This window comes from Paenibacillus hexagrammi, from assembly GCF_021513275.1.
Classification (GTDB): Bacteria; Bacillota; Bacilli; order Paenibacillales; family NBRC-103111; genus Paenibacillus_E; species Paenibacillus_E hexagrammi.
Genome location: NZ_CP090978.1, coordinates 6064916 through 6090656, shown reverse-complemented (window position 1 = coordinate 6090656; position 25741 = coordinate 6064916). Strand labels below are relative to the sequence as shown.

General features: G+C 47.9%; 32 protein-coding genes, 2 tRNA genes, 1 pseudogene and 2 riboswitches. Of the genes and pseudogenes, 31 read left to right on the top strand and 4 right to left on the bottom strand.

Annotated features, from left to right (window positions below; translation table 11 throughout):
- Positions 1-39: 39 nt before the first annotated feature.
- The 9 genes from guaB (at position 40) to L0M14_RS27865 (ending at position 6985) form a co-directional block, all read left to right on the top strand.
- The gene (gene guaB / locus L0M14_RS27905; protein WP_235119646.1) at positions 40-1497 is read left to right on the top strand and encodes an IMP dehydrogenase; all 1458 of its coding nucleotides are present in this window, start codon (positions 40-42) and stop codon (positions 1495-1497) included.
- Between the two features lie 170 nt (positions 1498-1667).
- A complete protein-coding gene (locus L0M14_RS27900; protein WP_235119645.1) occupies positions 1668-2933 on the top strand; it encodes a D-alanyl-D-alanine carboxypeptidase family protein in 1266 nt (421 codons plus the stop codon).
- A 120-nt stretch (positions 2934-3053) separates the two neighbouring features.
- Complete coding sequence (gene pdxS / locus L0M14_RS27895) at positions 3054-3935, top strand: pyridoxal 5'-phosphate synthase lyase subunit PdxS (protein WP_235119644.1); 882 nt, start codon at positions 3054-3056, stop codon at positions 3933-3935.
- A 2-nt stretch (positions 3936-3937) separates the two neighbouring features.
- Positions 3938-4513 (top strand): pyridoxal 5'-phosphate synthase glutaminase subunit PdxT, encoded by a 576-nt coding sequence (gene pdxT, locus L0M14_RS27890; protein ID WP_311198929.1) that lies wholly within the window; start codon positions 3938-3940, stop codon positions 4511-4513.
- Positions 4514-4610: 97 nt separating this feature from the next.
- Positions 4611-5891: a serine--tRNA ligase gene (gene serS / locus L0M14_RS27885; RefSeq protein WP_235119642.1), complete on the top strand. Its 1281-nt coding sequence runs from the start codon at positions 4611-4613 to the stop codon at positions 5889-5891.
- A 78-nt stretch (positions 5892-5969) separates the two neighbouring features.
- Positions 5970-6056, top strand: a tRNA-Ser gene (locus L0M14_RS27880).
- 234 nt (positions 6057-6290) lie between these two features.
- On the top strand, positions 6291-6638 hold the full coding sequence (locus tag L0M14_RS27875) for a hypothetical protein (protein WP_235119641.1): 348 nt from the start codon (positions 6291-6293) through the stop codon (positions 6636-6638).
- A gap of 18 nt (positions 6639-6656) precedes the next feature.
- Positions 6657-6806 (top strand): hypothetical protein, encoded by a 150-nt coding sequence (locus L0M14_RS27870; protein ID WP_235119640.1) that lies wholly within the window; start codon positions 6657-6659, stop codon positions 6804-6806.
- Between the two features lie 14 nt (positions 6807-6820).
- Positions 6821-6985 (top strand): small acid-soluble spore protein P, encoded by a 165-nt coding sequence (locus tag L0M14_RS27865; protein ID WP_235119639.1) that lies wholly within the window; start codon positions 6821-6823, stop codon positions 6983-6985.
- A 424-nt stretch (positions 6986-7409) separates the two neighbouring features.
- On the opposite strand, the gene L0M14_RS27860 is transcribed toward L0M14_RS27865, so the two are convergent.
- Positions 7410-8321 carry an MFS transporter gene (locus tag L0M14_RS27860; protein WP_235119638.1) on the bottom strand — a complete coding sequence of 304 codons (912 nt, stop codon included), beginning with the start codon at positions 8319-8321 and terminating at the stop codon, positions 7410-7412.
- Positions 8322-8353: 32 nt separating this feature from the next.
- Positions 8354-8545 (bottom strand): annotated as a pseudogene (locus L0M14_RS32120) (MFS transporter); the annotation flags it as partial.
- A gap of 330 nt (positions 8546-8875) precedes the next feature.
- Between L0M14_RS32120 and L0M14_RS27855 the strand changes: the two are divergent.
- Positions 8876-9247, top strand: a complete 372-nt coding sequence (locus tag L0M14_RS27855; RefSeq protein WP_235119637.1) for a hypothetical protein — start codon at positions 8876-8878, stop codon at positions 9245-9247.
- Positions 9248-9439: 192 nt separating this feature from the next.
- Here the strand turns inward: L0M14_RS27855 and L0M14_RS27850 are convergent.
- A tRNA-Arg gene (locus L0M14_RS27850) sits at positions 9440-9514 on the bottom strand.
- Between the two features lie 45 nt (positions 9515-9559).
- Positions 9560-10012 (bottom strand): tRNA adenosine(34) deaminase TadA, encoded by a 453-nt coding sequence (gene tadA, locus L0M14_RS27845; RefSeq protein WP_235123053.1) that lies wholly within the window; start codon positions 10010-10012, stop codon positions 9560-9562.
- 371 nt (positions 10013-10383) lie between these two features.
- Positions 10384-10473, top strand: a riboswitch (cyclic di-GMP riboswitch).
- A 133-nt stretch (positions 10474-10606) separates the two neighbouring features.
- Here tadA and L0M14_RS27840 point away from each other — a divergent pair.
- The 21 genes from L0M14_RS27840 to L0M14_RS27750 all read left to right on the top strand — a co-directional run bounded on the left by L0M14_RS27840 (position 10607) and on the right by L0M14_RS27750 (position 25719).
- Complete coding sequence (locus L0M14_RS27840) at positions 10607-11302, top strand: PilZ domain-containing protein (protein WP_235119636.1); 696 nt, start codon at positions 10607-10609, stop codon at positions 11300-11302.
- 80 nt (positions 11303-11382) lie between these two features.
- A complete protein-coding gene (gene ychF, locus L0M14_RS27835) occupies positions 11383-12483 on the top strand; it encodes a redox-regulated ATPase YchF (protein ID WP_235119635.1) in 1101 nt (366 codons plus the stop codon).
- A 33-nt stretch (positions 12484-12516) separates the two neighbouring features.
- Complete coding sequence (gene prfA / locus L0M14_RS27830) at positions 12517-13593, top strand: peptide chain release factor 1 (RefSeq protein ID WP_235119634.1); 1077 nt, start codon at positions 12517-12519, stop codon at positions 13591-13593.
- Entirely contained in the window at positions 13593-14480 is an 888-nt protein-coding gene (gene prmC / locus L0M14_RS27825) for a peptide chain release factor N(5)-glutamine methyltransferase (protein WP_235119633.1), read from the top strand. The genes prfA and prmC overlap by 1 nt, the downstream gene beginning before the upstream one ends.
- A 517-nt stretch (positions 14481-14997) precedes the next feature.
- Positions 14998-15759, top strand: a complete 762-nt coding sequence (gene spoIIR, locus L0M14_RS27820; protein ID WP_235119632.1) for a stage II sporulation protein R — start codon at positions 14998-15000, stop codon at positions 15757-15759.
- Between the two features lie 45 nt (positions 15760-15804).
- Positions 15805-16878 (top strand): L-threonylcarbamoyladenylate synthase, encoded by a 1074-nt coding sequence (locus L0M14_RS27815; RefSeq protein WP_405030806.1) that lies wholly within the window; start codon positions 15805-15807, stop codon positions 16876-16878.
- Between the two features lie 63 nt (positions 16879-16941).
- Positions 16942-17502: a manganese efflux pump MntP gene (locus L0M14_RS27810; protein WP_235119631.1), complete on the top strand. Its 561-nt coding sequence runs from the start codon at positions 16942-16944 to the stop codon at positions 17500-17502.
- Positions 17503-17590: 88 nt separating this feature from the next.
- On the top strand, positions 17591-17833 hold the full coding sequence (locus tag L0M14_RS31720; protein ID WP_311198795.1) for an arsenate reductase/protein-tyrosine-phosphatase family protein: 243 nt from the start codon (positions 17591-17593) through the stop codon (positions 17831-17833).
- A 45-nt stretch (positions 17834-17878) separates the two neighbouring features.
- Entirely contained in the window at positions 17879-18184 is a 306-nt protein-coding gene (locus tag L0M14_RS31715) for a low molecular weight phosphatase family protein (RefSeq protein WP_311198794.1), read from the top strand.
- Positions 18185-18251: 67 nt separating this feature from the next.
- Positions 18252-18332: riboswitch (ZMP/ZTP riboswitch) on the top strand.
- A 101-nt stretch (positions 18333-18433) separates the two neighbouring features.
- Positions 18434-18892: a ribose 5-phosphate isomerase B gene (rpiB, locus tag L0M14_RS27800; protein WP_235119630.1), complete on the top strand. Its 459-nt coding sequence runs from the start codon at positions 18434-18436 to the stop codon at positions 18890-18892.
- 16 nt (positions 18893-18908) lie between these two features.
- Positions 18909-19514 carry a TIGR01440 family protein gene (locus L0M14_RS27795; protein ID WP_235119629.1) on the top strand — a complete coding sequence of 202 codons (606 nt, stop codon included), beginning with the start codon at positions 18909-18911 and terminating at the stop codon, positions 19512-19514.
- 36 nt (positions 19515-19550) lie between these two features.
- Positions 19551-20804, top strand: coding sequence for a serine hydroxymethyltransferase (gene glyA, locus L0M14_RS27790; protein ID WP_311198793.1), 1254 nt, complete (start codon positions 19551-19553; stop codon positions 20802-20804).
- Between the two features lie 187 nt (positions 20805-20991).
- Positions 20992-21621 carry a uracil phosphoribosyltransferase gene (upp, locus tag L0M14_RS27785; protein WP_235119628.1) on the top strand — a complete coding sequence of 210 codons (630 nt, stop codon included), beginning with the start codon at positions 20992-20994 and terminating at the stop codon, positions 21619-21621.
- Positions 21622-21641: 20 nt separating this feature from the next.
- Positions 21642-22784, top strand: a complete 1143-nt coding sequence (gene wecB / locus L0M14_RS27780) for a non-hydrolyzing UDP-N-acetylglucosamine 2-epimerase (protein ID WP_235119627.1) — start codon at positions 21642-21644, stop codon at positions 22782-22784.
- 208 nt (positions 22785-22992) lie between these two features.
- Positions 22993-23214, top strand: a complete 222-nt coding sequence (locus tag L0M14_RS27775) for an AtpZ/AtpI family protein (protein WP_235119626.1) — start codon at positions 22993-22995, stop codon at positions 23212-23214.
- Entirely contained in the window at positions 23214-23594 is a 381-nt protein-coding gene (locus L0M14_RS27770) for an ATP synthase subunit I (protein WP_235119625.1), read from the top strand. Before L0M14_RS27775 ends, L0M14_RS27770 begins: the two co-directional genes overlap by 1 nt.
- Positions 23595-23627: 33 nt before the next feature.
- A complete protein-coding gene (locus tag L0M14_RS31710) occupies positions 23628-23756 on the top strand; it encodes a hypothetical protein (RefSeq protein WP_311198792.1) in 129 nt (42 codons plus the stop codon).
- 26 nt (positions 23757-23782) lie between these two features.
- The gene (atpB, locus tag L0M14_RS27765; protein ID WP_311198791.1) at positions 23783-24325 is read left to right on the top strand and encodes a F0F1 ATP synthase subunit A; all 543 of its coding nucleotides are present in this window, start codon (positions 23783-23785) and stop codon (positions 24323-24325) included.
- A gap of 75 nt (positions 24326-24400) precedes the next feature.
- The gene (gene atpE / locus L0M14_RS27760) at positions 24401-24625 is read left to right on the top strand and encodes a F0F1 ATP synthase subunit C (RefSeq protein ID WP_235119623.1); all 225 of its coding nucleotides are present in this window, start codon (positions 24401-24403) and stop codon (positions 24623-24625) included.
- 78 nt (positions 24626-24703) lie between these two features.
- A complete protein-coding gene (atpF, locus tag L0M14_RS27755; RefSeq protein WP_235119621.1) occupies positions 24704-25189 on the top strand; it encodes a F0F1 ATP synthase subunit B in 486 nt (161 codons plus the stop codon).
- Positions 25186-25719 (top strand): F0F1 ATP synthase subunit delta, encoded by a 534-nt coding sequence (locus L0M14_RS27750; protein WP_235119620.1) that lies wholly within the window; start codon positions 25186-25188, stop codon positions 25717-25719. The genes atpF and L0M14_RS27750 overlap by 4 nt, the downstream gene beginning before the upstream one ends.
- The last annotated feature ends 22 nt before the right edge of the window (positions 25720-25741 follow it).

Here is a 25741-nt window from a genome sequence, read left to right as displayed (position 1 = left end):
TGCAATAATTATATAGATGTCTGAGGAGGAATTCGTGTTGTGAGGGAAGACAAGTTCGCTAAGGAAGGCTTAACGTTTGACGATGTGCTTTTGGTGCCAAGAAAGTCGGAAGTGTTTGGTAAGGAAATAGATATAGCTACGGTTTTGGCTCCAAACGTCAAACTGAACATTCCTTTCATCAGCTCTGCGATGGATACCGTTACAGAATCCAAGCTTGCTATTGCTATGGCACGTGAAGGTGGAGTAGGTATTATTCATAAAAACATGCCGATCGAGCAGCAAGCGGAAGAAGTGGATCGTGTTAAAAGATCCGAAAGCGGAGTTATCACGAATCCTTTTTCACTTACACCTGAACATCATGTCTATGATGCGGAAGCTCTTATGGCTAAATATCGGATTTCAGGCGTACCAATCGTTAATGAGGACAATAAGCTCGTTGGTATCCTGACCAACCGAGACCTTCGTTTTGTACATGACTATTCGATAAAAATCAAAGAAGTTATGACCAAAGAAGATTTGGTTACCGCTCCTGTAGGTACAACACTGCAGCAAGCAGAGATCATACTCCAGCAGCATAAAATAGAGAAATTGCCTTTGGTTGACGATAATAATGGACTGAAGGGTTTAATTACCATTAAGGACATTGAGAAAGCGATTCAGTTCCCGAATGCAGCTAAAGATTCATTAGGACGTTTGCTGGTAGGTGCAGCAGTTGGCGTATCTAAGGATGTGATGGAACGTACAGCAGCTTTAGTGAAGGCGGGTATCGACGTAATCGTTGTAGATTCAGCTCATGGTCACCACATTAACATTGCAAATACGGTCAAAAAGATAAGAGAGCTATATCCTGAACTTCCAATTATTGCGGGTAATGTGGCAACTGGTGATGGAACTAGGGATTTAATCAAAGCTGGTGCCTCCATGGTCAAAGTAGGTATCGGTCCTGGATCGATTTGTACAACACGTGTAATCGCAGGAATAGGTGTCCCTCAAGTTACGGCCATTTACGATTGCGCTCAAGCGGCTGCAGAATTTAATGTCCCGATCATCGCTGATGGTGGTATTAAGTATTCGGGAGATGTAGTCAAAGCAATTGCAGCAGGAGCCAGCGCCGTCATGATCGGAAGCTTGTTTGCCGGTACGGAGGAAAGTCCGGGAGAGTCTGAAATTTTCCAAGGTCGAAGATTCAAGGTTTACCGAGGTATGGGCTCACTAGGAGCGATGAAAGAAGGGAGTAAGGATCGATACTTCCAGGAGAATGAGAGTAAGCTTGTTCCGGAAGGTATTGAAGGGCGTGTGCCATATAAAGGACCTCTAGCGGATACCGTTTATCAATTGATTGGCGGATTACGTTCAGGTATGGGTTACTGCGGCGCTCACAATATTCAAGAGCTCATTCACGATACTCAGTTCATTCGCATTACCGGTGCAGGGCTTCGTGAAAGTCACCCGCATGATGTTCAAATTACAAAAGAGGCTCCTAACTATTCCATGTAAGTCTAATTGCTCATAAGAGAGAGGCGAGGGATTGAACCTTCGTCTTCTTTTTTTGTCTATTAGGGTGTGTTACAATATATCGTGACTTTTAAAAGATCAGGGAGAGTGAAATTGTGAATATATTGGCTTGGAATAAAAGGAAGTTGGCAATTGCATTGGGTGCGAGTCTAATGGTTCAATCCGTACTTTTACATATACAGCCATCGAAAGCTCTAGCGGCGGAAACACCGGCTGCAACAACAGCACCAGCGGGAAATGAACCGCAAATTAATGGGAAGTCTGCAATTGTTATGGAGGCAAGCACGGGTACGGTTTTGTATGAAATGAATGCAGATGAGGCACTTCCGCCAGCAAGTATGGCAAAAATGATGACAGAATACCTTGCAATGGAAGCCATTAAGGAAGGCAAATATACTTGGGAAACCCCAATCACTGCTAGTAAAAATGCAGCAGATGTCATTGGTTCCGGTCAATTAATTGCAGAGAATGAGACGCTTACTTACAAAGATATGTTCAATGCAATGTCGATCTACTCAGCTAATGATGCTTCGGTTGCGTTCGCCGAGACGCTTGGTGGAACGGAAGAGAATTTTGCTAAAATGATGAATGAGAAAGCTAAAGAGCTGGGGATGTCCGATCAAGCACATTTCATCAGTGCAACGGGCTTATCTCGTGCTGACTTAAAGAACCCTCCTGCATCTATTGAGGGAGAAACAGTTATGACTGCAAGGGATGCCGCTATTCTCGCCTACAATATTTTAAAAGATCATAAAGAAATTCTGGAATTTACTAAAATTCCATCGTTGAAGCTGCGCCCTACAGACAAAACGCCGATGATTAACTGGAACTGGATGCTGGAAGGTAATGCGAGCAATACGAATTTTAAAAAGTATGCGTATCCTGGCTTGGATGGTTTAAAAACAGGCTCAACCGACGATGCGGGCTACTGCTTTACCGGTACGGCTGAAAGAAATGGTATGCGTATTATTACAGTTGTGATGGGAACGAAAACAGAGCCTGAGCGGTTTAACGAAACACGCAAGCTGCTAGACTACGGGTTCAATAACTTTGAAGTCAAGCCTTACATGAGTGAAAAGACAGAAATAGATTCATTGAAAAAGGTAAACATTAAAAAAGGCGTCCAAACGGAAGTTCCTCTTGTCACGAAGTCCGGCGTAACCTTTGTAACGAAAAAAGGCGCGAAGCCGGAGGAATTCACCATCACTGCTGAGCCTGTTGAAGAAAGCAAGCTGGTTGCCCCAATCAAGAAGGGTGATGTGTTAGGCAAAGCGAAGGTTAGCTATAACGGTCAGGTACAAACTATTGACTTAATTGCTGATGCAGATGTGGAAAAAGGCAGCTGGATTCGTCTGCTATTCCGTTCCATCAAAAACTTCTTCGGTGACATGTTTAGCGGAATGAAGGACATTTTCTAGAACCAGATAATGGGTTGTATATTGAGGCACCATCATGTAAAATGATTGTTTAGAAGTTTACTATCGAATCGTGCAAAGAAACGCATGAATTTGGCATAAAGGCATAGGAGGAATTGGAGTATGGAAACAGGAACATCCCGCGTGAAAAAAGGTATGGCCGAAATGCAAAAAGGCGGCGTCATCATGGACGTTATGAACGCCGAGCAAGCAAGAATCGCTGAAGCTGCAGGCGCCTCTGCAGTTATGGCATTAGAGCGGGTACCTGCCGACATCCGTGCAGCCGGCGGCGTAGCTCGCATGGCTGATCCTACAATCGTCGAAGAGGTAATGAAGGTTGTTTCCATTCCGGTTATGGCGAAAGCAAGAATCGGTCATTTTGTTGAAGCGAAAGTGCTTGAATCCATGGGTGTCGATTACATCGATGAGAGCGAAGTACTGACTCCGGCGGATGAAGTTTATCATATTAGAAAAAGTGAGTTCACAGTTCCTTTTGTTTGCGGAGCGCGTGACCTTGGTGAGGCGCTTCGCCGTATTGGTGAAGGTGCTTCCATGATCCGTACAAAAGGTGAACCGGGAACGGGTAACATCGTCGAAGCTGTTCGTCATATGCGTATGATGGTCGGTCAGATTCGCAAAGTACAAGCTATGTCTACAGATGAGCTGATGAACGAAGCTAAGCTTCTAGGCGCTCCATACGAGCTGCTGCTGCAGGTTCACCAAACAGGCAAGCTGCCTGTCGTTAACTTCGCTGCAGGAGGCGTAGCGACACCTGCTGACGCTGCACTGATGATGCACCTTGGCTCGGACGGGGTATTTGTAGGCTCCGGTATTTTTAAATCGGACAGCCCTGAGAAATTCGCTAAAGCGATCGTAGAAGCCGTAACTCACTACACAGACTATAAAATGATCGCAGAAATTTCCAAAAACCTAGGAACTCCAATGAAGGGAATTGAAATTTCCAAGTTGGATGCATCCCAACGTATGCAGGAGCGCGGTTGGTAATGATCAAAATTGGTGTTCTTGCCCTGCAAGGTGCGGTAGCTGAGCATATTCGGTCTATCGAATTAGCGGGAGCTCAAGGCGTTGTTATTAAAAGAACGGAGCAGCTGCAGGATATCCAAGGTATTATCATTCCTGGTGGTGAAAGTACAACAATCGGAAAGCTGATGCGTACGTATGGCTTTATAGATGCGCTCCATCAGTTTTCGGCTGAGAACAAGCCTATCTTCGGTACATGTGCAGGTCTCATTGTCATTGCTAAGGAAATTACAGGACAGCCGGAGGCCCATCTAGGGCTAATGGATATCACGGTAGCCCGCAATGCTTTTGGACGACAACGGGAGAGCTTTGAAACAGATCTGCCTATCAAAGGCATCGATGAGAAAGTACGGGCGGTATTTATCCGTGCACCGCTCATTGAGAAGGTTGGTCCTAACGTTGAGGTGCTTTCCACCTACAATGGGCAGATTGTTGCAGCACAACAAGGTCACTTGCTGGCAGCGTCATTTCATCCTGAACTAACGGATGACTATCGTCTGCATCGTTATTTTCTTGATATGGTCAAGGCTAGACAAGCCTAATGAAAAAGCAGGAACCAAGCACCTCGTATGACCGGATCTCCGGCTAGGGTGCTTGCTTCCATATCATCAACCATTTTGCGCTAACGGAGGAATCTCCTTGTTTGATGTAAAGTTACTTCGAAATGATTTAGCGGCCGTACAAGCCGCCATGCAAAATCGCGGCAAGCAAATTGAAGAGCTACATGGCTTTACAGAGCTCGATGTAAAGCGCCGTGAGAAGCTGCAGGAAACGGAGCAGTTAAAAAACCGTCGTAACACGGTCTCACAGGAAGTAGCAGCTCTAAAGAAATCCGGACAGAACGCGGATGAATTGATTCAAGAAATGAAGGTTGTCGGCGATCGCATTAAAGAGCTGGATGATGAAATTCGTCTTCTTGATGAATCTCTTCAGCAGGTTCTGCTGTCCATTCCGAACATGCCGCATGCCAGTGTTCCGGTAGGCTTATCGGAAGAGGAGAACGTTGAACTGCGCCGTGTAGGTGAAGTACAGGAATTCTCGTTTGAAGCAAAGCCTCACTGGGAAATTGCTCAGGAACTGGGGATTCTTGATTTTGAAGCTGCTGCAAAAGTAACCGGTTCCCGCTTTGTCTTCTATAAAGGCTTGGGAGCTAGGCTTGAGCGGGCTCTGATCAACTTTATGATGGACCTGCACAGCGACGAGCACGGGTATGAAGAAATGCTGCCGCCATATATTGTGAATCGCGACAGCCTGACAGGTACTGGCCAGCTTCCTAAATTCGAAGAGGATGTATTTAAGCTCGAGAATTCAGAATATTTCTTAATTCCGACTGCAGAAGTGCCGGTAACCAATTATCACCGGGATGATATCCTTTCTGCAGAGCAGCTACCGGTGAACTTTGTGGCATTCAGCGCATGCTTCCGTTCTGAAGCAGGCTCGGCCGGCCGCGACACGCGCGGACTGATTCGCCAGCATCAATTTAACAAAATTGAACTGGTTAAGCTAGTTAAGCCGGAAGAATCTTATGACGAGCTGGAGAAGCTCACAGGACACGCTGAGCGCGTTTTACAGCTATTGAAGCTTCCATACCGCGTACTAAGCTTGTGTACCGGTGATATTGGCTTCTCATCAGCCAAAACATACGATCTCGAGGTCTGGCTGCCAAGCGGCGCATCATACCGCGAAATCTCTTCTTGCAGTAACTTTGAGGATTTCCAAGCTCGCAGAGCTAATATTCGCTTCCGCCGAGATGCCAAATCAAAGCCTGAGTTTGTACATACATTGAACGGCTCGGGTCTTGCTCTGGGTCGCACAGTAGCAGCAATCTTGGAAAATTATCAGCAAGCTGACGGATCTGTGGTCATTCCTGACGTTCTGGTGCCTTACATGAATAACGTGAAGGTCATCTCTAAAAAATAGACTTGCTTACTTCCTTTCAATATGCTACAATGCTTTTTGTCACTGCATAAGTTGTTCCTTCAACAGGGACAACTTCATGGAGAGGTGGTCGAGTGGTTTAAGGCAGCGGTCTTGAAAACCGCCGTGTCTTTGCGGGCACCGTGGGTTCGAATCCCACCCTCTCCGTACACAAGAAGTCATGCGATTCTACAAAGAATCGTGTGGCTTTTTTTATTTCTTGATAAGAACGTATAAGTTGTATACTTTTGCTTCGCATCAACCTGGACAGACGGCTTGTCCCTTAAGGTGACGTAGTCGGTTATCCGTATATGCAGTATCAAGTAAGGGATATTTTCCTAACTAGCAATCCGGATAAAAGGACCTAAGCTTTCACAATTTAATCTTGTGGAGGTGTTACTCATGAGTAAAATAGATACGCTAAACATTAGTCAAACGAGCTTGGTTGAAGAATGGAAGAAACGCTTGCCTGAGGTACTGAACAGCTCCGACCAAGCAAGAGTCTGGGCTGATGAGGCCGACTCCAACGCCCTGCGCGTTCATATTACGACTGCCGGGCACAGCATGTACACCTTTGACTTTAAGGTGACTTATGTGGATTCCAGAGAAGTGAAGGTTGAGGTTATTGATGTAGAGCAGGAGCAGAAGCATATTGATGAGCGTCACGGCGTTGTTCAGAATCTACTGGATGATTATGTGCGACATATTCATGAATGTGCGCAAATTCTGCATCAAGTTACACATGCTTAATTCACGGAGGGTTCAGCGATGACACAGCAAAAGAGTCGAGATAAAAATTTGCAAAACGTGGTAAAGGATCTTGAACAAAGACCGGTCAACAGCCACCACGCTCAGCAGGTTCAGCAGCAAACCAATGATCACAGACATCAAGATGCATTGAATCACGACGAAGAATAGGAGCGTGTAGACTCATGACGAAACCGGAAGCGTACTCTGTTCAGGATGCCGTAACGAACCATAACAGTGAAAAAGACCACGAGAACAACCTTCAAGATCCATTGTCTGGCTCGAAAAAGGTCAAAAACCGTAATCATTCTAGAGCAAACCAGCAATCAAAAGGTTCAGGGCACAGATAAAATTTTTCACTTCGTAAATGTTTAAAATGAGCCAAACCGGACATACTATATTTGTCGGTGAGCAGAGAGGTGTGGTTCCGTTGGAGAAGTTCAGCGAAATACAACCGTTGCATAGAGGACTTTCATACCTGTTATAATCAGGCTGGAGGGGATGTGCGAAAGACACGTAACGTGTTTTAGAAGCAGATTTACCAAAGGTTTACAAAGTAACACGGTTAAGAAAGAACATCAACACCGACAAAAAAGAACCCGCAAGGGTTCTTTTTCATTCATAATGATTGTCGGTCGTTTACTTTGATTGAGTGGCCGTTTTACGGGAATTTTCTCCTCCTCTTCTCCGAATACATAGACGAGATTCATGGAACGAAACCCTGCAGTCGGCAAAGAAAAGAACGAATCCGATGATTCGTTCTCTAAGGTGGATTTATAGGGACATGGAGCTTTCTTTGCTGGAGGAAGGCTGCTTAGGTGCTTGAGCGACTCGTATAAACAATTGAGATAACACAGCAGTAAACACGCCGAGTATGCCTAATACGATGAAGCCTTGGCTGAGCTTAAACCAGTCACCGATCCAACCCATTAAGACGGGTCCGACAAACATTCCTAGACCATAAATGGCTTGGAAAAAGCCCATCGCCGTTGCCCGTTTGTCTGAAGGCATATGCTTGATGCTGAGCGCCATCAGAACGGTAAACGAAAGCCCTCTGCCAAAACCGGCTGCAGCTTGAGTCAACATCAGCACCCACAAGTGCTGAGAAAATGGTATCGATAACGTAAAGATGCCCATGAGGACAAAGCCCCAAACGACTACACGTTTTTCACCGAACTTCGCTGCCCATTTGCGCCCGCCGAAGAGGGAAGCGATAGCTACCGGTACGTTAGAAAAGAAAGTGAGCAAAGCCAGGTCGAACTTGCTCGCACCCATCCCAGTTGCAAACACAGGTGTGAAGCCGAATACTGTCGCAAAAGTTAACACTTGCGATAAAATGGCAAGCAGCGAGACGAACAACAGCGTGCGGTCTGTAGCCACGTTACCGATGCCGCGAAGCGTTATCTTCGGTGCGTCTTCCGGCGCATTTTCCACTAGGAACAGTGAAGCGACGAGCCCTACGGCGCCAAGAGCCGCACCCATAATAAAGGCCGCCTCCCAGCCAAGCTGGTCTGTCGCCCAACCGGCAGCCAGAATGCCGAGCATTTGACCCGAAGAATTATAGAAGCTGATCGTACCGATCGCCTTGGTGGATTCCTCATGCTTATAGTAGCTGGTAAAGAGCACGGTAAAATCGACCCATGTTGCTGCTGCTGCGCCGCAAGAGCTCTTAGAAGAATCATCCACGTAAAATCCTGGGTGATCCAAAGCCCAAGGCCGCTAAGTCCTGTGAACAGCAGGCCGAATGTAATGAACATCTTACGTTTGTGAAACCGGTCTGATAGTACGCCTACCGGCACGCGAAGCAGCATTTGGGAGATACCGTACATACCCACGATCCAACCTGCGAGCTGGTGAGAGCCGCCCAAATATTCTACATACGGTGCAATGATGGGCACACTGGTGTACATGGACATCCAAAATAATAAAGTTACGATACAAAATAACGGAATACGATAAGAACGATTTGCAGGTATCTGACTCATGGAATCGTGCTCCTCTCCTTACTGGTCATGAACGATTGATCCTAATGTTGGTTTGCTGCGGCTTGGCATAGGGGATACTGAATATGTCACAAAAAAACAAAGGGATCGCCAACCTATAAGGCGTAATCCCTTTGTTTAATATGTAACCAACCGTTCGAACATAACTTCGCTACTTGTTATTGTAACTCAAGATACATGTTGTCACAAGCTATCTGATATGGTAACTTGAAGCATATGAGCTCAGGAGGAATTAGGATGACGAAGCAGCAATATAGATGTAATTTCCGTCTTAAGAAAAATAACGAATACCTCGGTACGATTTATCTAGGAGATCCGATTCCTGCTGTGGAAGATGCGATTATGATCGGCGAAAAAAAATATGAAATCGTGGAAATTGCAGCTGGTAATGCGCGAGAAGCCTATGAGGTATATGTTTCGGAAGTGAAAAAAAGTAATAGATTATGCCAAGAACATACAGCGCCAAGGTCGGCTATAAAGCTGCTCTTGGCGCTGTTTTGTGTATCTCTTGATTTACTTAGTATCAGGATATCGAAAGTCAACGAGTTCTTCTGTCCAGTACTCTTCTTTGCAATTCGATTCATCTTGAAGAAAGAGATGAATCCCTAGACAGATCGCAATAATGAATAAAATAGACACAGTAGTCTCCTATTGTTCAAAAAATTTCCTGTAGTGTTACATTTACATATAATAACACAAGTATTTTGGAAGCGCTATACGACAATTTTTCTCCAAATTAGGTCTTTAGATATAACAAAAAACCTCCTACGTAATAACGTAAGAGGATACAAAACCACAAGACGCGCCACGGCGGGATTCGAACCCGCGACGCACAGTTTAGGAAACTGTCGCTCTATCCTGCTGAGCTACGGGCGCATAAGCAAGGATTATGATAGCACGAAGGCAAGCCGTGATGCAACCTCATACAGGCGGCTGCTTTTTACTGCTGCGCAGCTTCCGGAAAAATTGCGTGAGCATGGATGAGCATTCCTCCTGCAATATACCGCTAATGACATCTACACGATGATTGAACCGCTCCTCTTGAAGTAAATTCATAAGCGTTCCTGCACAGCCGGCCTTGGGATCGGTAGTTCCATAAATCACTTGCGGCACCCGGGACTGTACGATCGCTCCCGCACACATGGGGCAAGGCTCCAAGGTCACATACAGCTTGCAATCCAACAGCCTCCATGCTTGCAGATGCTCACTTGCTTGGCGAATAGCGATCATTTCTGCATGGGCAGTGGGATCCAGAGAAGTTTCTCGGAGGTTATAGCCCCGCCCTATAATCTCTCCTTGATGTACGACAATAGCCCCAATAGGCACCTCGCCAAGGGCCTCTGCTTTAAAAGCCTCTTGTATGGCTTCATTCATCCAGTAGGTATGTTCAAGTAGTTCATCCACAGGGGGCACCTCTCTTTCAGACTCATTGTCCACATGTGCATAAAAAGTCGAACAGGCATTCGTTGTTAACAATCTGTGGACAACTTTGTGGATAACGTACTATTTTGTGGATAGTTGCTCTTATTGTAGGGGCATCTTGTCATGGAATCAAGTTATCAACATAGCATTCCGTAAATTAAGCTTAAAAAAATGAAATTTTTTAGCAAAACATGGTGAAACCTAGTTGATAATGAGAGACAAAGTGAATATACTAATAATTACATATAGTAGGTCTTTTCGCCTACAGGGTATAAGAGTATTGTTAGGTCTAAGAATAGGTCTTTATATACATCAATAAATAGATTCGATAATGGCAAACTTGTCGAAAGACAAGGACGCAAAGCTGAGGGTCTAACGTTCCATCAAGGAGCTATGACAGCCTGGTTACCGAAAATCTGGAGGTATCGATTTTGGTAATAGGCTGCTCCTGGGATAGTTATCAGGGGGAGTCTATTTTTATATCCAATAACAATGCTGAAAGGATGTGGCATGATGTTATCGAACAGGGAGTCTAGATTTGAACCAATGAAGTATTATGGTAGTAAAGAAGGCAATGACGCAGAGATTTTAATAGATAGTAAGGCGGTTTTGGACAAAAGGGATTTTGTAGCCACAGGAGTGATCACCTACGTATTGGGAGATATCATCGAGATTGAGCTCCCACAATATAATATCTTCCAGCTCGGGGACAAGATTAAAGTCACCATCTACACTAAATCAGGACTCTTTGTGTTCGACACCTCTGTTGTAGCCAAGGACCATGGTTCCATTATTGTTATAAATCCTCCAGATAATCGAAAGAAATTTACCGAGAAGCGGGAATTCCCACGAATTGAGATTGTAAAAGGCGGCTTGCTGCACGGCTTGCATGATATACAAAGAAGGAAGCATCAGTTTGAACGCCCGGTAAGTATCAACATCAAAAATATTAGCTTGAGCGGTGTTGGATTTACAGTGGATGATAATATTCATCTGGACACAACCGCACACCTTGAATTAGAGCTCTTGCTCGGATTCTCCATTTCCTGCCTAACAGAAGTAGTTAGACGAGAAACGCAAGATACCGGAATTTACTACGGCGCCAGATATATCAATGTACCTGATGCTAAAACAAACGCACTTCGAGCGTTCATCTTAAAGAATCAAGTCGAGGCCTATTTTGTTCAGAAAAAAGATGTTAAAATGAAAAAAGTCACGGATATGGGATCCGGGGTCCGCTAAGATAGCGGGCTTTTTTTTGATTGACAAGTGCTATATAATAAATGAGGATATTTTCAAACATTAAGGAGTTGTGAACGGCAATGGCGTTGAAAGCAGGAATCGTCGGTCTACCGAACGTCGGCAAATCGACTTTGTTTAATGCAATAACACAGGCGGGAGCAGAATCTGCGAATTATCCGTTCTGTACGATTGATCCGAATGTCGGTGTAGTGGAAGTGCCGGACGAAAGACTGCGGAAGCTGGTGGAACTTGTAGTGCCCAAGAGCATTGTTCCGACCGCTTTCGAATTCGTCGATATTGCGGGTTTAGTGAAGGGCGCGAGCAAGGGCGAAGGGCTTGGAAATAAGTTTTTGGCGCATATTCGTGAAGTTGATGCGATCGTGCATGTCGTTCGCTGCTTTGTGGATGAGAATATTACGCATGTATCCGGGAAAGTAGATCCGATCGGCGATATCGAAACGATTAATCTGGAGCTGATTCTGGCGGATATCGATTCCGTTGAGAAAAAGCTGGAGCGTTCCCGTAAGAATTTGAAGGGCGGCGACAAGAAAGTTGCGGCTGAAGTAGAAGTGCTTGAGCGTATTAAAGAAACGCTGTATGAAGACAAACCGGCGCGCAGCATGGATCTGAGCGATGACGATAAACTCATTGTCCGTGATCTCCATCTGCTCACAATGAAGCCCGTGCTGTATGCAGCGAATGTAAGCGAAGACGAGGTAGCAACGGCTGATGATAACCAGTATGTGAAAATCGTTAAGGAATTCGCAGCGCAAGAGAATGCCGAGGTCGTTCCAATCAGTGCGAAGGTGGAATCCGAAATCGCTGAACTGGAAGACGAGGAAAAAGCGATGTTCCTTGAAGAGCTGGGACTTCAGGAGTCCGGTTTGAATAGATTGATTAAAGCAGCTTATAAACTGCTCGGCTTATACACGTATTTTACTGCCGGGGTGCAGGAAGTACGAGCATGGACAATCCGCAAAGGAATGAAGGCTCCGCAAGCGGCGGGCGTCATTCACTCGGATTTTGAGCGCGGCTTTATCCGTGCGGAAGTCGTGTCTTACGATGATTTGATGGCTGCCGGATCGATGAATGCTGTGAAGGAAAAAGGACAGCTGCGTTTGGAAGGTAAAGAATATGTCGTACAAGACGGCGATGTCATGCATTTCCGTTTCAATGTGTAAAATAGTGAAAAACCTATAAAAGGAGTGGTCCGGATGTTAGATCGACTTCAGGCAGTAGCGGATCGCTACGAGAAGTTAAGCGAGCTTTTGTGTGATCCTGATGTAACCAGCGACACGAAGAAGCTTCGGGAGTATTCCAAGGAGCAATCGGATCTTCAGGAAGCTTACGATGCTTATCAGGAGTATAAAACAGTTACTGAACAGCTCGAAGATGCAAAGGTTATGCAGAATGAGAAGCTAGATGACGAGATGCGCGAAATGGTCAAAATGGAGATCGAGGAACTCAGCGAACGAGCTGCAGAGCTGGAAGAGAAGCTGAAAGTTTTGATGATGCCAAAAGACCCGAACGACGATAAAAACGTCATTGTGGAAATCCGCGGCGCTGCAGGCGGCGACGAGGCTGCTTTGTTTGCGGGCGACTTATACCGCATGTATACACGCTACGCGGATTCGCAAGGCTGGAAGACCGAAGTCCTGGATGCCAGCTTGAACGACTTGGGCGGATTTAAAGAGATTATCTTCATGATTACGGGCAAAGGCGCTTACAGCAAGCTGAAGTTCGAGAGCGGCGCTCACCGCGTACAGCGTATTCCGGTAACGGAATCGGGCGGACGGATCCATACGTCCACGTCGACGGTTGTGGTCATGCCCGAAGCGGAAGAAGTAGAAATTGAAATTCACGATGCGGACATTCGCGTGGATACGTTCTGTTCCAGTGGAGCGGGTGGTCAGTCCGTTAATACAACGAAATCTGCGGTTCGCGTTACGCATGTGCCAACAGGCATTGTTGCTACCTGTCAGGATGGCAAATCGCAAAACTCCAATAAAGAGCAGGCACTCCGCGTGCTTCGCGCACGGATTTCCGATAAAATGCGCGAAGAAGAAGAAGCGAAGTATGCCGGCGAGCGGAAAAGCAAAGTAGGTACGGGCGACCGCAGTGAGCGGATCCGCACGTACAACTTCCCGCAAAGCCGTGTAACCGATCATCGTATCGGCCTTACGTTACATCGCTTGGAAACGGTCTTGAGCGGCGATATGGATGAGATCGTATCTGCCCTTACGATTGCGGCACAGTCCGATCTGTTGGAAAAAGGGGAGCAGGCGATCTGATGCCGACTGCTGGAACGATTCGAGAAGCCTATGTTGAGGCTTCTTCTTTTTTAGCGGCGCAGGGCGTGGCGGAAGCAGCCGCCTGCGCAGAACTCCTGATGCAGCACCTGCTGGGCTGCAGCCGCACCGAGCTGCTGTTCCGCTGGCAGGAACAGCTCCCTGCTGAGCTGGCGAACCGCTGGCGCCAGCTGATCAAGAGGAAGGCCGCGGGGGAGCCGGTGCAGTATATCACCGGCGAGCAGGAGTTTTTCGGCCTTCCTTTTGCCGTGAGCGGCGCGGTGCTGATCCCGCGGCCGGAGACCGAGCTCCTCGTGGAGGCAGTGCTCCACGAGGGCTCGCGCCTCTTCCCGCAAGGCGCTCCGCTGCTTGCGGATGTAGGCACCGGGAGCGGAGCCATCCCGGTGACGATCGCGCACGCGCGCCCGGCGTGGCGCGTGGCGGCCAGCGACATCTCCGCGGCAGCGCTGGAGATGGCTCGTGCCAATGCGCAGCGTAACGGCGTCGCTGCGCGCATCGAGTGGCTCGAGGGCGACCTCCTCGAGCCTTGGATCCAGAGCGGGTTGGCACCGGACATCCTGGTGTCCAACCCGCCTTACATCCCCGACGGCGATTTGCCGTCGCTGATGCCCGAGGTGCGGCTCTATGAGCCGCACACGGCTTTGTTCGGCGGTCCCGAAGGGCTGGACCTGTACCGCCGCATGATACAGCAGCTGCCTCAGCTGCCGCGAATCCCGACGGTGGTCGGATTCGAGGTTGGCATCCGGCAGGCGGGGGATGTGGCGGCTATGCTGCGTGAAGCCGCCGACTGGCGCGAGATCCGCATCGTGAAGGATCTCGCGGGGATCGAGCGCCATGTGATTGCGCTGCGCGACCCGGAGCTTGTGTAGACGAAGCCCTGCTTTGGCAGAGTCTAGTAGAACTTGCTGTAGAGATTATTCTCGTCAACTTCAATTCGTTCATAAGTTGACCGGCCTCATTTGTTAGCTGCACAAATGTGTGTCTTGTTTCATGTGCGTCGGGGTGCTGTATTACAGTCTAAGTGAATTGATCGACTGTATGCCTGGCGGCGAGAGAGTTAGGTCTAGCATGAAGAGCCTACTGCCTAGCAATCATGAGGAGAAGCTGAATAAGGAACGCAACATAGTGCTGCGTAAATTTTTGAAAGAGGTCCGCCACTACACGGCTGGGCCAATCCTTGAAGCACTCGATCCCATGCCCGCAGCGTATGTACAAAAGACGCTCAACCGCTCACCGAATTACTACAAACTTCAGATAAAACTCACACTCTCTCACTAGCATCTATCAAAAATAAAAAAATAATAGATTACTAGGTTTAGCCTCTCTCTTTTTTGCCCATACTGTCTGATATGGAAGGTAGAAGCGAAGAGAAAGGGGCTTTTCCTAATGGTGAAGAGAGTGAACCGTTCTTATAAACATTTATTATTCGTGGCTTTTGCACTTATTGTTCTTATGGCTTGTTGGGATTCAAACCGCACGAATGCGGCTGTAGTAGCTTCTGAGATTCCGCAAGATTCTATCCGTTTGCGCATTCTTGCTAACTCTGATTCTGCTCAGGACCAAGCGCTAAAAAGAGAGATTCGCGATGCCGTCATCGCCCGCATGCAGGAGTGGGTCGTGGGCCCGCATACGTTGGATGAGGCTAGAGCTGTAGTTAGAGCACATCTGCCGGAGTTTGATAAGCTGGTAGGTCAAATGATCGAAGAACGCGGCTACACCTACACACATTCCGTTGAATTGGGCGTTGTTCCGTTCCCGACTAAGCTGTATGGTAATGTTGTTTATCCGGCAGGAGATTATGAGGCTCTCCGTATTATCATCGGCAGCGGTCAAGGACAAAACTGGTGGTGCGTATTGTTTCCGCCGCTCTGCTTCGTGGATTCGGTATCCGGCGAAGCGGTTGCAACAACAGCAGAAGTAGTCGCCAAAACAGAAGCTAGCGATGCTAAAATGGCGGCAGCTGCGAAAGCGGATGGTAAGTCTGCAAAAGCTGAAAGCAGCAAGACTGCTGCTAAGAAAAGTGATAAAGCCTCCGATGCAGATAAAGGCAGCGAGGTAAAAGGAGCATCTGATAACGCAAAGCCTAAAACGGAAGTGAAGTTCTTCCTGTGGGAAATGCTTAAAAAAGTAGCATCTTGGTTCAGTTAATCCTATGATACTGAGCAAGCTGCTGATAGTAAGGATGGTACCAACGTGACCCAATATTGGACAGCAAGGGCTTCGGAAGTTGGAGCACTTGACCCGGATTGTATAACTCAGGCTGCGAAGCTTCTCCGTGAGGGAGAAACCGTGGCCTTTCCTACTGAAACGGTATATGGATTAGGAGCCGATGCTACCAACACCAAAGCCGTTGATCAAATTTATAAAGCAAAAGGACGGCCTTCCGACAATCCTTTGATCGTGCATATTGCGGATATCCGGCAATTGAACGATTTGGTGGCCGCATCTGCAATTACATCTTCACACCGGCGGCTGATGGAGGCCTTTTGGCCGGGGCCTCTGACGATTGTTTTTCCTGTGAAAGAGGGAGTCCTCTCACCTTTGGTAACAGCAGGCCTTTCGACTGTCGGCATCCGCATCCCCGATCACCCTGTTGCCTTGGAGCTGTTGAAGGAAGCGGGATGTCCAGTAGCGGCACCGAGCGCTAACAGCTCTGGCCGTCCAAGCCCTACGTTGGCTGTGCATGTGAGAGAGGATTTGGAGGGGAAGATCGGAGGTCTGCTTGATGGCGGACCCACTGGGGTGGGCGTTGAATCGACCGTCATCCAGATGGTGGATGATAACGAATTATATATTCTTAGGCCTGGCGGGATAACGGCTGAATCGCTCCGTGCTGCACTTCCCGGTAAGGTGGTTCACGAACCCCAGAAGGAAACGCTGCATGAATCGGAAGCGCCACGAGCTCCAGGAATGAAATACACGCATTACGCTCCGCAAGGCGCCATGCAAATTGTAATGGGAGACACGCCGCAGGCTGTCGCCGCTTGGATTCAGCAGGACCTTGATGCTGCCAAACTACAAGGAATGAGAACGGGTGTTCTAACCTATGAGGAACACGCTGCTTGGTATCAGGCTGATCTTGTTATAGCCTGCGGCAGTCTTTCACGTCCTGAGACGATTGCGCGGGAGCTATACGGAGCGTTAAGGCGTTTTGATACGGAAGGTATAACCTATATGAATGCTGAGGCTTGTCCGGAAGAGGGGCTAGGCCAGGCGATCATGAACCGGATGTACAAAGCAGCCGGCCATAGCCTTGTGCAAGTATAGCTAGCATGAATCCCTGTTTGTCCGCATATCTTGGGAAAGAAAACGTGGACAGGGGGTTCGGGCATGTTTGCAACATCAATGGAATTAGGACAACTGCTGACGATTATCATCATGGCCATCGCCTTGGGGCTGGATGCATTTTCACTGGGCATCGGCATTGGGATGAAAGGTGTGCGCCTGCTCGATATTCTCAAAATTAGCATCGTCATCGGCATTTTTCATGTCATTATGCCTTTAATGGGGATGTTCATGGGGCACTATGCGAGCTCGCTGCTCGGTAATGTAGCGACAGCTGCAGGAGGCTGTTTGCTTATTTTATTAGGCGCTCATATGGTATACAGCTCTTTGAGAGGAGAAGACGTCTCCTCATTCGATCACAGCACGTTATGGGGACTTACGCTTTTTGCACTGAGTGTGAGTATCGATTCCTTGTCCGTAGGTGTTTCCCTGGGGATGTTTGCTTCTGATATTGTTCTCACTGTACTCATATTCGGGGCGTTCGGAGGACTCATGTCCATCGCGGGACTTCTGCTCGGCAGACGGGTGGGCAATTGGGTTGGTGAATATGGAGAAGCCTTTGGCGGACTGATTCTTCTCGCGTTTGGGATCAAATTTCTGCTGTGATACAATATAAAGATGCAGTGGTTGCAAGAAATGGCAACTGCAATCGAATTATGCTTTCATCAGGAAAGCTTGGTAAGGAGTGATCAAGTTGCGAATTCTTTTTGTCTGTACAGGAAATACGTGCCGAAGTCCACTCGCGGAAGGGTTGCTGCGTATCAAGGTGCAAAAAGAAGGACTTGCGGCTGAGGTCCGTTCTGCTGGCGTATCGGCATTCACCGGAGGGGATATTTCGGCGAACAGCGCCTCTATTTTGCAGGAAGCGGGTTTCAGGATACCATCCGTTCTCTGGCTGTCCAAGCCTCAGAAGTCGAATGGGCAGATCTCATACTAACGATGACCGTTGGCCATAAGCGCAATGTGATCCAACGATTTCCGGATGCCGTTGAAAAAAACGTATACACTAAAAGAGTACGTTGAGGATGACCCGAAGGTAATCCAGGTGGTAGAAGAGCGGGAAAAGCTCATTAGCGAGCTTCAATTGAAGCAAGCCCTATCCGAGCCGATTACAGATGAAGAACGCCAGCGATATATGATGCTTGACCTGCAGGCCCCCGACTATGATATTTCCGATCCTTTCGGAGGACCCATTGAGGTATACCGGGAGACAGCCGCAGAGATTGATCAATTTCTCGATAAGCTGATCCCTAAGATTCGTGAATGGCAGTCCCGCTCAAAGTCTTAAATTACAGGTGCACAGCGGAACCATCTTTACAGGTGTGAAGGAATGCGTTAAAATAATGATAACAAGCAAGACCTGATGTAACTGGCGACGAGTGGGAGCAACCACAATGGAGCATCGGGTTATACGGCCGGTCGCCTGGGCAAAAGAGCAATACGCGGAGTTCCGCGTATCCTGCTCTTTTTTTCGTTTTCTGGTGGACATTAGGCTATAATAGGAAGGGCAAGTTACTTAACAAAGGAGCGTTTACCGATGAAAATTGCATTAGGTGCGGATCATGCAGGGTATCGTTTGAAAGATGTTATCATTCCTTTTATTGAATCTTTGGGCCACCAGGTTATAGATTACGGCTGCAGCTGCGCAGATTCCGTGGATTATCCCGACTATGCGTTGGAAGTTTGCGAGAAGGTTGTTGCCGGTGAAGCGGATAAAGGTATTCTCATTTGCGGTACAGGAATCGGCATGTCGATCGCTGCGAACAAGGTTCCCGGCATCCGCTGTGCACTAGTTCACGATTTATTCTCAGCTAAAGCAACTCGTGAGCACAACGATACGAATGTACTCGCGCTTGGTGAGCGTGTAATCGGGCCTGGCGTTGCTGAAGAAATCGTAAAGATTTGGCTGGAAACGGAGTTCTCGCAAGGCGTTCGTCACCAAAATCGGATTAACAAGGTTCAGAAGATCGAAGACCGCTTTACTCTGCATCCCTAAGGCAGGAGGCGACCCTATGTCCGATTCCATTCTTGAAAGTGTGGCTGAAGGTGTAGAAGCGAATCTTCGTGCGTTGGTGCAAGCAGGAGGACTGAAGCCGGGGCAGCTGCTGGTTGTTGGCACGAGTACGAGTGAAGTCGTAGGGCAGCGCATCGGAACTTCCGGGACCTTGGATGTGGCACAGCCAATCTTCCAAACCGTACAGGCTGTATGCCGGGAATTTGGACTTCATCCTGCATTCCAATGCTGTGAACACTTGAACCGGGCTCTTGTTATTGATGAGGCAACACTTGCCTTGTACCCGCATTTGGAAGAAGTGTCGGTGATTCCGGTACCGAAGGCCGGTGGCGCTATGGCGTCCTATGCGTTTCGCCACTTTGAAAAAGCTGTTGCAGTAGAAACGATTCAAGCTCACGCGGGCATCGATATCGGCAGTACGTTGATCGGCATGCATGTACGCCGTGTAGCCGTGCCAGTCAGACCGCCCGTGAAGCACATTGGTCATGCCTATGTCACGATGGCTTATGCAAGACCTAAGCTGATCGGCGGCATGCGTGCGGTTTATACCGAGGAAGCGGCAGGACGGCAATATCAAGGAGCATCACCCCAATCGGATTGTTGAAAGAAGATATAGATATAACTAGGGAGGAATGTTAACATGTCTACGAATTTTTTGAGCAAGCAGGATCCAAAAATCGCGGAAGCGATGAACCTTGAGCTAGGTCGCCAGCGCGACAAAATTGAATTGATTGCTTCCGAGAACATTGTCAGCGAAGCTGTAATGGAAGCAATGGGTACGGTCCTTACCAATAAATATGCGGAAGGCTACCCAGGCAAAAGATACTACGGCGGCTGTGAATACGTCGATGTCGTAGAAGATATTGCACGTGACCGCGCGAAAGAATTGTTCGGTGCTGAGCATGCGAACGTGCAGCCTCACTCCGGTGCCCAAGCTAATATGGCGGTATACTTGGCAGCATTGAATCATGGTGATACCGTCCTGGGTATGAATCTGGCGCACGGCGGCCACTTGACTCACGGCAGCCCGGTTAACGCATCCGGTATCCTGTACAACTTCGTTGCTTACGGCGTTAGCGAAAAAGATTTCCGCATTGATTACGACGATGTCCGCAAAGCGGCATTCAAACATAAGCCTCGCATGATCGTAGCGGGCGCAAGCGCGTATCCGCGTATCATCGACTTCGAAGCACTGGCTTCCATCGCTAACGATGTAGGCGCATTGTTCTTCGTAGATATGGCACATATCGCAGGTCTCGTAGCTGCAGGCTTGCATCCAAACCCAGTGCCACACGCGCATTTTGTTACAACAACAACGCACAAAACGCTTCGCGGTCCTCGCGGCGGTATGATTTTGACCCGCAAATCCTGGGCGGCAGCGATCGATAAAGCGGTATTCCCTGGCTCCCAAGGCGGACCATTGATGCACACCATCGCAGCTAAAGCCGTATCCTTCGGCGAAGCTTTGCAGCCTGAATTCAAAGAGTATGCGAAGAAAGTCGTCAGCAATGCTCAAGTTCTAGCTGAGTCCCTGCAAGCGGAAGGCATTAACCTGGTTTCCGGCGGTACGGATAACCACTTGATGCTCGTTGACCTGCGCAACCTGAACATCACAGGTAAAGATGCAGAGCATGTACTGGACGAAATCGGTATTACAGCGAACAAAAATGCAATTCCTTTCGATCCTACAAGTCCGTTTATCACTAGCGGTATCCGTTTGGGTACGCCAGCAGTGACTTCCCGCGGCATGGATGCTGAAGCGATGAAGACAATTGCTAAAGTCATCGGCATGACACTGAAAAATCCGAAGGATGAAGCTATTTTGGAAAAAGCAAGCGGTATGGTGAAAGATTTGACAGCTCAGTACCCGCTTTACCCAGGTTTGAGCTACTAATTTCATAGATCTCCATAAATAAGAGCTGACTCGATCGATGAGCCGGCTCTTTTTTTGCTCTGTAATAAGAAGAATAGAATAGGCAGGTTTTGTAGAGGATAAGTTGGATAACATATGATATAATGGATAAGATTTGCGTAAATAACGGTTTACGCTTATGTAGAAAGCTTTCAGGAGGAAACAAATTATGGGGAAAGTATTTATCTGTGATCATCCGCTTATCCAACACAAACTTACATATATTCGTGATGAAAATACGAATACAAAAGACTTCCGCGAGCTCGTAGACGAAGTCGCGACGCTAATGGCTTACGAGATTACCCGCGATATCCCGCTAGAGCACGTACAGGTGAAGACGCCAGTGACGACTGCAGATTGCCGTATTATTTCCGGCAGAATGCTGGGGCTTATCCCAATTCTGCGTGCAGGTCTAGGGATGGTAGACGGCATTCTTAAGCTGCTTCCTGCAGCTAAGGTCGGACACGTCGGCTTGTACCGCGACCCGGAGACACTTCAACCGGTGGAGTACTATGTGAAGCTTCCAACGGATGTCCTGGAGCGGGAGCTGATTGTCATTGACCCGATGCTGGCAACCGGGGGCTCGGCGAATGCAGCAATTGAAGTGCTAAAACGCAGAGGCTGCACGCAGATCAAGCTGATGTGCCTGATTGCAGCGCCGGAAGGCATTAAAGCCGTGCAAAATGAGCATCCAAACGTGGACATCTACGTGGCGGCTGTAGACGATTATCTGAACGATCATGGCTATATTGTTCCTGGTCTTGGAGATGCAGGGGACCGTTTGTTCGGTACGAAATAAGAGTGGGGGAGTAAGAACCGATGAAGCGTTTGAAAATCATTACGATCTTTGGGACAAGACCTGAAGCTATTAAAATGGCTCCGCTCGTACTAGAGCTGGAGAAGCATCCTGAGCATATTGAATCGCTCGTATGCGTAACAGCACAGCATCGCGAAATCCTGGATCAGGTACTCGATCTGTTCAAGATTAAGCCGGATTTCGACTTGAATGTCATGAAGGACCGCCAGACGCTGAACGAAATCACCATCCGCGTGCTGCAAGGACTGGAGCCGGTCTTTCAGGAAACGAAGCCGGACCTGATTCTGGTCCATGGCGATACGTTGACGACATTCTTGGGCAGCTATGCGGCGTTTCTGCAGCAGATTCAAGTGGGCCACGTAGAAGCGGGCCTCAGGACTTGGAATAAGATGTCCCCGTATCCGGAAGAGATGAACCGCCAGTTGACGGGTGTACTCTCCGATCTGCATTTTGCCCCGACGGATCTATCGGCGAGCAGCCTGCGCAAAGAGAACAAACCGGAGGATCGCATCTACATTACAGGCAACACAGTAACGGATGTGTTCCAATATACGGTTCAGAAGGACTTCCAGCATCCGATTCTGGATTGGGCGCAAGGCCGCAAACTGATCCTAATGACAGCCCACCGCCGAGAGTCGCAAGGCGAACCGCATCGACAAATTTTCCGAGCTGTGCGCCGGATTGCCGATGAATTCGAGGATATCGCCATTGTGTATCCTGTTCACCCAAGCCCAGCCGTTAAAGAGCCGGCTCATGAGATTTTAGGCGATCATCCTAGAATTAAACTGATTGATCCGCTTGATGTGTTCGAGCTTCATAATTTTTATCCGCATACCCATATGATTTTGACCGATTCCGGCGGTATTCAAGAAGAGGCACCTTCATTCGGCGTGCCGGCACTAGTACTTCGTGAGACGACGGAGCGTCCTGAAGGCATTGATGCAGGCACTCTGGAGCTGGTGGGAACAAGCGAGGAGAAGGTATATGAACGTACACGGGCCTTGCTGACGGATGCAAATTTATACAATAAAATGAGTCAGGCAGCTAATCCTTACGGGGACGGAAAAGCCTCTCAGCGCATTGTTCAGGCGATCCTTCACCACTTCGGAAGAACGAGCGAACGCCCGGCCCCGTTCCAACCGTGACAAAATCATGACAAACGCTACAGCGTACAGTTCGACTGTTTGGTTTGAAAATCGGCAAACCCTAGAGCCGCAAGGCTCTAAGGCGTTTGCGCAATGCGAACATTAGGAGTTTCCTCAATTGACAAACCTTGCATCGCTTCGTTACAATAAATGAGGATTCAGCCTAGGCTACGAGTTTCCCTAGAGGGAGGCTCTCAGGAGGAATGCGATGAATAAGCCAGATCCCAAGGATAATCCATGGCGGGCGGCTGCCTTGACCAGTGCAATCGGTATCGATCTTGTCGTATGTTTGTTGGCCGGCTACTGGTTCGGCGAATGGCTGAGCCATACGTTAGGCGGGCAGTTTTGGCTGCTGGGCGGATTTCTGTTAGGGCTAGGGGCTGCTGTCGGAAGCATTTACCTCATGATAAAGCAGTACGGAGGGCTATAATGGATGATTTTTCAGCCCATCTGAAAACGGTTCAAAATGTATTTCTCTTCTTTCTCTCCTTTTGTCTGGCGGCTTGGGCACTGCTTGTAGATTACAGGGTGTATGTGGCCGGTATCATGCTCGGCTCAATTGTCAGTATGATCAATGCCCGCTATTTAGCCTGGAAAATCTTTAAGATGTCCGCAGCTGTTGTGGAACAGAAGGGACGCAAAGTAAACATTGGCTTTTTGACAAGGGCAGCCATTGCGGCGTTGGCAGGGATTATCGCCATTCGATATCCGCAGCATGTCGCTTTGACGACAACGGTTGCCGGATACTTTTTCGTACAATTGGTAACAATTGTATTGGGTATTCTTTCTATTAAAAAGTCAAGGAAGTAAGACCAACTGTTGAAAGGGGTGAAAATGGAAAACATGGAACATCATGCACCAGAGTTTGAATGGATGGGCATTCATTTTGATGCGGCAGCGTTATTGATGATTGTCATTACGACGATTCTTGTCTTGATTCTTGCTATTGCGGAGCGAGCAGAGCTTCGGTAGACAATCCGTCCAAGCTGCAAAACTTCATGGAATGGGCGATCGAGTTTGTCGAAGGAATTATCGGAAGTACAATCGGTTCCAAGCACGGCAAGCCGTTTATCGCACTCGGTCTTACGCTGATTATGTACATCTTCATAGGTAACATGTTGGGACTTCCGTTCTCAATTGTAACCGAGGATCATGTGTCATGGTGGAAATCGCCGACAGCGGATATCGCCGTAACTGGAGCATTAACCGTTATCGTTATCTTCCTCAGTCACTATTTGGGGATTACCCGCAACACGAAGCATTACTTTGCGCATTATTTTGAGTACAAAGGGGCTATGCTGATCCTTCATTTAATTGAGGTCGTATCCAAGCCGCTGACGCTCGCTTTCCGTCTTTACGGTAATATTTACGCAGGTGAAATTATGATATCTGTCATCATCGGGGCTAGTTGGTGGGGAATTGCGCCTCTATTTGTATGGCAGGGCTTTAGTGTGTTCGTAGGGGCTATTCAGGCGTTCGTTTTCACAATGCTGACGATGGTATATATCTCGCAGACATTGGTCCACGAAGAAGAACATTAAGCAACAAGATTTACCTCGGGATGTCTCGAGTCATCTAATAAACTAACTAATTCAATTTAAGGGAGGATTTTCTCAATGGGAGTTATGGCATTAGTAGCAGCAGCAATCGTATTTGGTCTTGGAGCGCTTGGCGCAGGTATTGGTAACGGTTTGATCGTAGGTCGCGCTTTGGAAGGTATTTCCCGTCAACCAGAACTTCGTGGTACGCTTCAAACAACAATGTTTATCGGTGTCGGTCTGGTAGAGGCAATGCCGGTCGTTGCGCTCGTTCTTGCATTCATTTTCTACGGGGCTGCCTAAGAAATACGTTTGGCGGGGATGGCGAAGCAGCCTCCACGCCTTCGTTTTGCCTACGTTATCAGAAGGGAGTGACGTTACTTGCATATTGAATGGTCCACATTTTTTATACAAATCATCGCGTTCTTGATTTTGTATCTCCTGCTCTCTAAGTTTGCGTTCGGTCCTCTGTTTGGGATGATGGAAAAACGCAGACAGTTGGTGAAAGATCAAATCCAAACGGCAGAAAACAGCCGTAAGCAAGCTGATCAGTTGTTAGAGGAGCAGAAGCAAGCTCTTCAACAAACACGTAAGGAAGCTTACGACATTATCGAGCAAGCGAAACAAACAGGCTCCAAACAAGCGGATGAGATTATCCATGCTGCGCAAGCAGAAGCAGGCCGTCTGAAAGACGAAGCGCTGAAGGATATCGAAACGGAGAAAAATAAAGCAGTTGCTGCTCTGCGCAGCCAAGTGGGCGCGATGTCCGTTATGATCGCATCCAAAATTATTGAAAAGCAAATCGACGAAAAGTCACAGGAAGAATTGGTTGAGCAATACCTCAAAGAGGTAGGAGGCAACGTATGAGTGACATCGTCGTAGCGAAGCGTTATGCCAAGGCTCTTTTTGAAGTCGCTCAGGAGAAGAATGCAGTCTCCCAAGTCGAAGAAGAGTTAACATCTGTAGGTAGTGCCATTAAGGACAATGCAGATTTGCAGAAGTTCTTAAGCCATCCGAACATCGGAGCTTCCGTCAAGACAGACCTGCTCAAGCAGTCACTCAGCGGTAAAGTTTCCGAGATGGTCATGAACACGCTGCAGGTCTTGATCGATAAAGGCAGAATTTCGATTTTGTCGGCGCTAGTCAGCGACTATGTCAAGATTGCCAATGAAGCGCTCGGACAAGCGAGTGCGACGGTATATTCCACAGCTAGCCTGACAGATGCTCAACAAGCTGAAATTGCAGCCCAATTTAGCAAGATTACCGGAAAAACGATTCGTGTCACCAATGTAATCGAGCCTAAGCTGCTCGGCGGCATTCAAGTGAGAATCGGCGACCGTTTATATGACGGCAGCATTGCCGGCAAGTTAGACCGTTTGGCTAAATCATTAGCATAATTCGTTCGATTGCAAGTATAAG

Coding starts and splice junctions, on each gene's coding strand:
- L0M14_RS27900 (WP_235119645.1), top strand. CDS start 1,668: ATGGTTCAATCCGTACTTTTACATATACAGCCATCGAAAGCTCTAGCG.
- pdxS (WP_235119644.1), top strand. CDS start 3,054: ATGGAAACAGGAACATCCCGCGTGAAAAAAGGTATGGCCGAAATGCAA.
- L0M14_RS27875 (WP_235119641.1), top strand. CDS start 6,291: ATGAGTAAAATAGATACGCTAAACATTAGTCAAACGAGCTTGGTTGAA.
- L0M14_RS27870 (WP_235119640.1), top strand. CDS start 6,657: ATGACACAGCAAAAGAGTCGAGATAAAAATTTGCAAAACGTGGTAAAG.
- L0M14_RS27865 (WP_235119639.1), top strand. CDS start 6,821: ATGACGAAACCGGAAGCGTACTCTGTTCAGGATGCCGTAACGAACCAT.
- L0M14_RS27855 (WP_235119637.1), top strand. CDS start 8,876: ATGACGAAGCAGCAATATAGATGTAATTTCCGTCTTAAGAAAAATAAC.
- tadA (WP_235123053.1), bottom strand. CDS start 10,012: ATGAATGAAGCCATACAAGAGGCTTTTAAAGCAGAGGCCCTTGGCGAG.
- L0M14_RS27840 (WP_235119636.1), top strand. CDS start 10,607: ATGAAGTATTATGGTAGTAAAGAAGGCAATGACGCAGAGATTTTAATA.
- ychF (WP_235119635.1), top strand. CDS start 11,383: ATGGCGTTGAAAGCAGGAATCGTCGGTCTACCGAACGTCGGCAAATCG.
- prfA (WP_235119634.1), top strand. CDS start 12,517: ATGTTAGATCGACTTCAGGCAGTAGCGGATCGCTACGAGAAGTTAAGC.
- prmC (WP_235119633.1), top strand. CDS start 13,593: ATGCCGACTGCTGGAACGATTCGAGAAGCCTATGTTGAGGCTTCTTCT.
- spoIIR (WP_235119632.1), top strand. CDS start 14,998: ATGGTGAAGAGAGTGAACCGTTCTTATAAACATTTATTATTCGTGGCT.
- L0M14_RS27810 (WP_235119631.1), top strand. CDS start 16,942: ATGTTTGCAACATCAATGGAATTAGGACAACTGCTGACGATTATCATC.
- L0M14_RS31715 (WP_311198794.1), top strand. CDS start 17,879: ATGCCGTTGAAAAAAACGTATACACTAAAAGAGTACGTTGAGGATGAC.
- rpiB (WP_235119630.1), top strand. CDS start 18,434: ATGAAAATTGCATTAGGTGCGGATCATGCAGGGTATCGTTTGAAAGAT.
- L0M14_RS27795 (WP_235119629.1), top strand. CDS start 18,909: ATGTCCGATTCCATTCTTGAAAGTGTGGCTGAAGGTGTAGAAGCGAAT.
- glyA (WP_311198793.1), top strand. CDS start 19,551: ATGTCTACGAATTTTTTGAGCAAGCAGGATCCAAAAATCGCGGAAGCG.
- upp (WP_235119628.1), top strand. CDS start 20,992: ATGGGGAAAGTATTTATCTGTGATCATCCGCTTATCCAACACAAACTT.
- wecB (WP_235119627.1), top strand. CDS start 21,642: ATGAAGCGTTTGAAAATCATTACGATCTTTGGGACAAGACCTGAAGCT.
- L0M14_RS27775 (WP_235119626.1), top strand. CDS start 22,993: ATGAATAAGCCAGATCCCAAGGATAATCCATGGCGGGCGGCTGCCTTG.
- L0M14_RS27770 (WP_235119625.1), top strand. CDS start 23,214: ATGGATGATTTTTCAGCCCATCTGAAAACGGTTCAAAATGTATTTCTC.
- L0M14_RS31710 (WP_311198792.1), top strand. CDS start 23,628: ATGGAACATCATGCACCAGAGTTTGAATGGATGGGCATTCATTTTGAT.
- atpB (WP_311198791.1), top strand. CDS start 23,783: ATGGAATGGGCGATCGAGTTTGTCGAAGGAATTATCGGAAGTACAATC.
- atpE (WP_235119623.1), top strand. CDS start 24,401: ATGGGAGTTATGGCATTAGTAGCAGCAGCAATCGTATTTGGTCTTGGA.
- L0M14_RS27750 (WP_235119620.1), top strand. CDS start 25,186: ATGAGTGACATCGTCGTAGCGAAGCGTTATGCCAAGGCTCTTTTTGAA.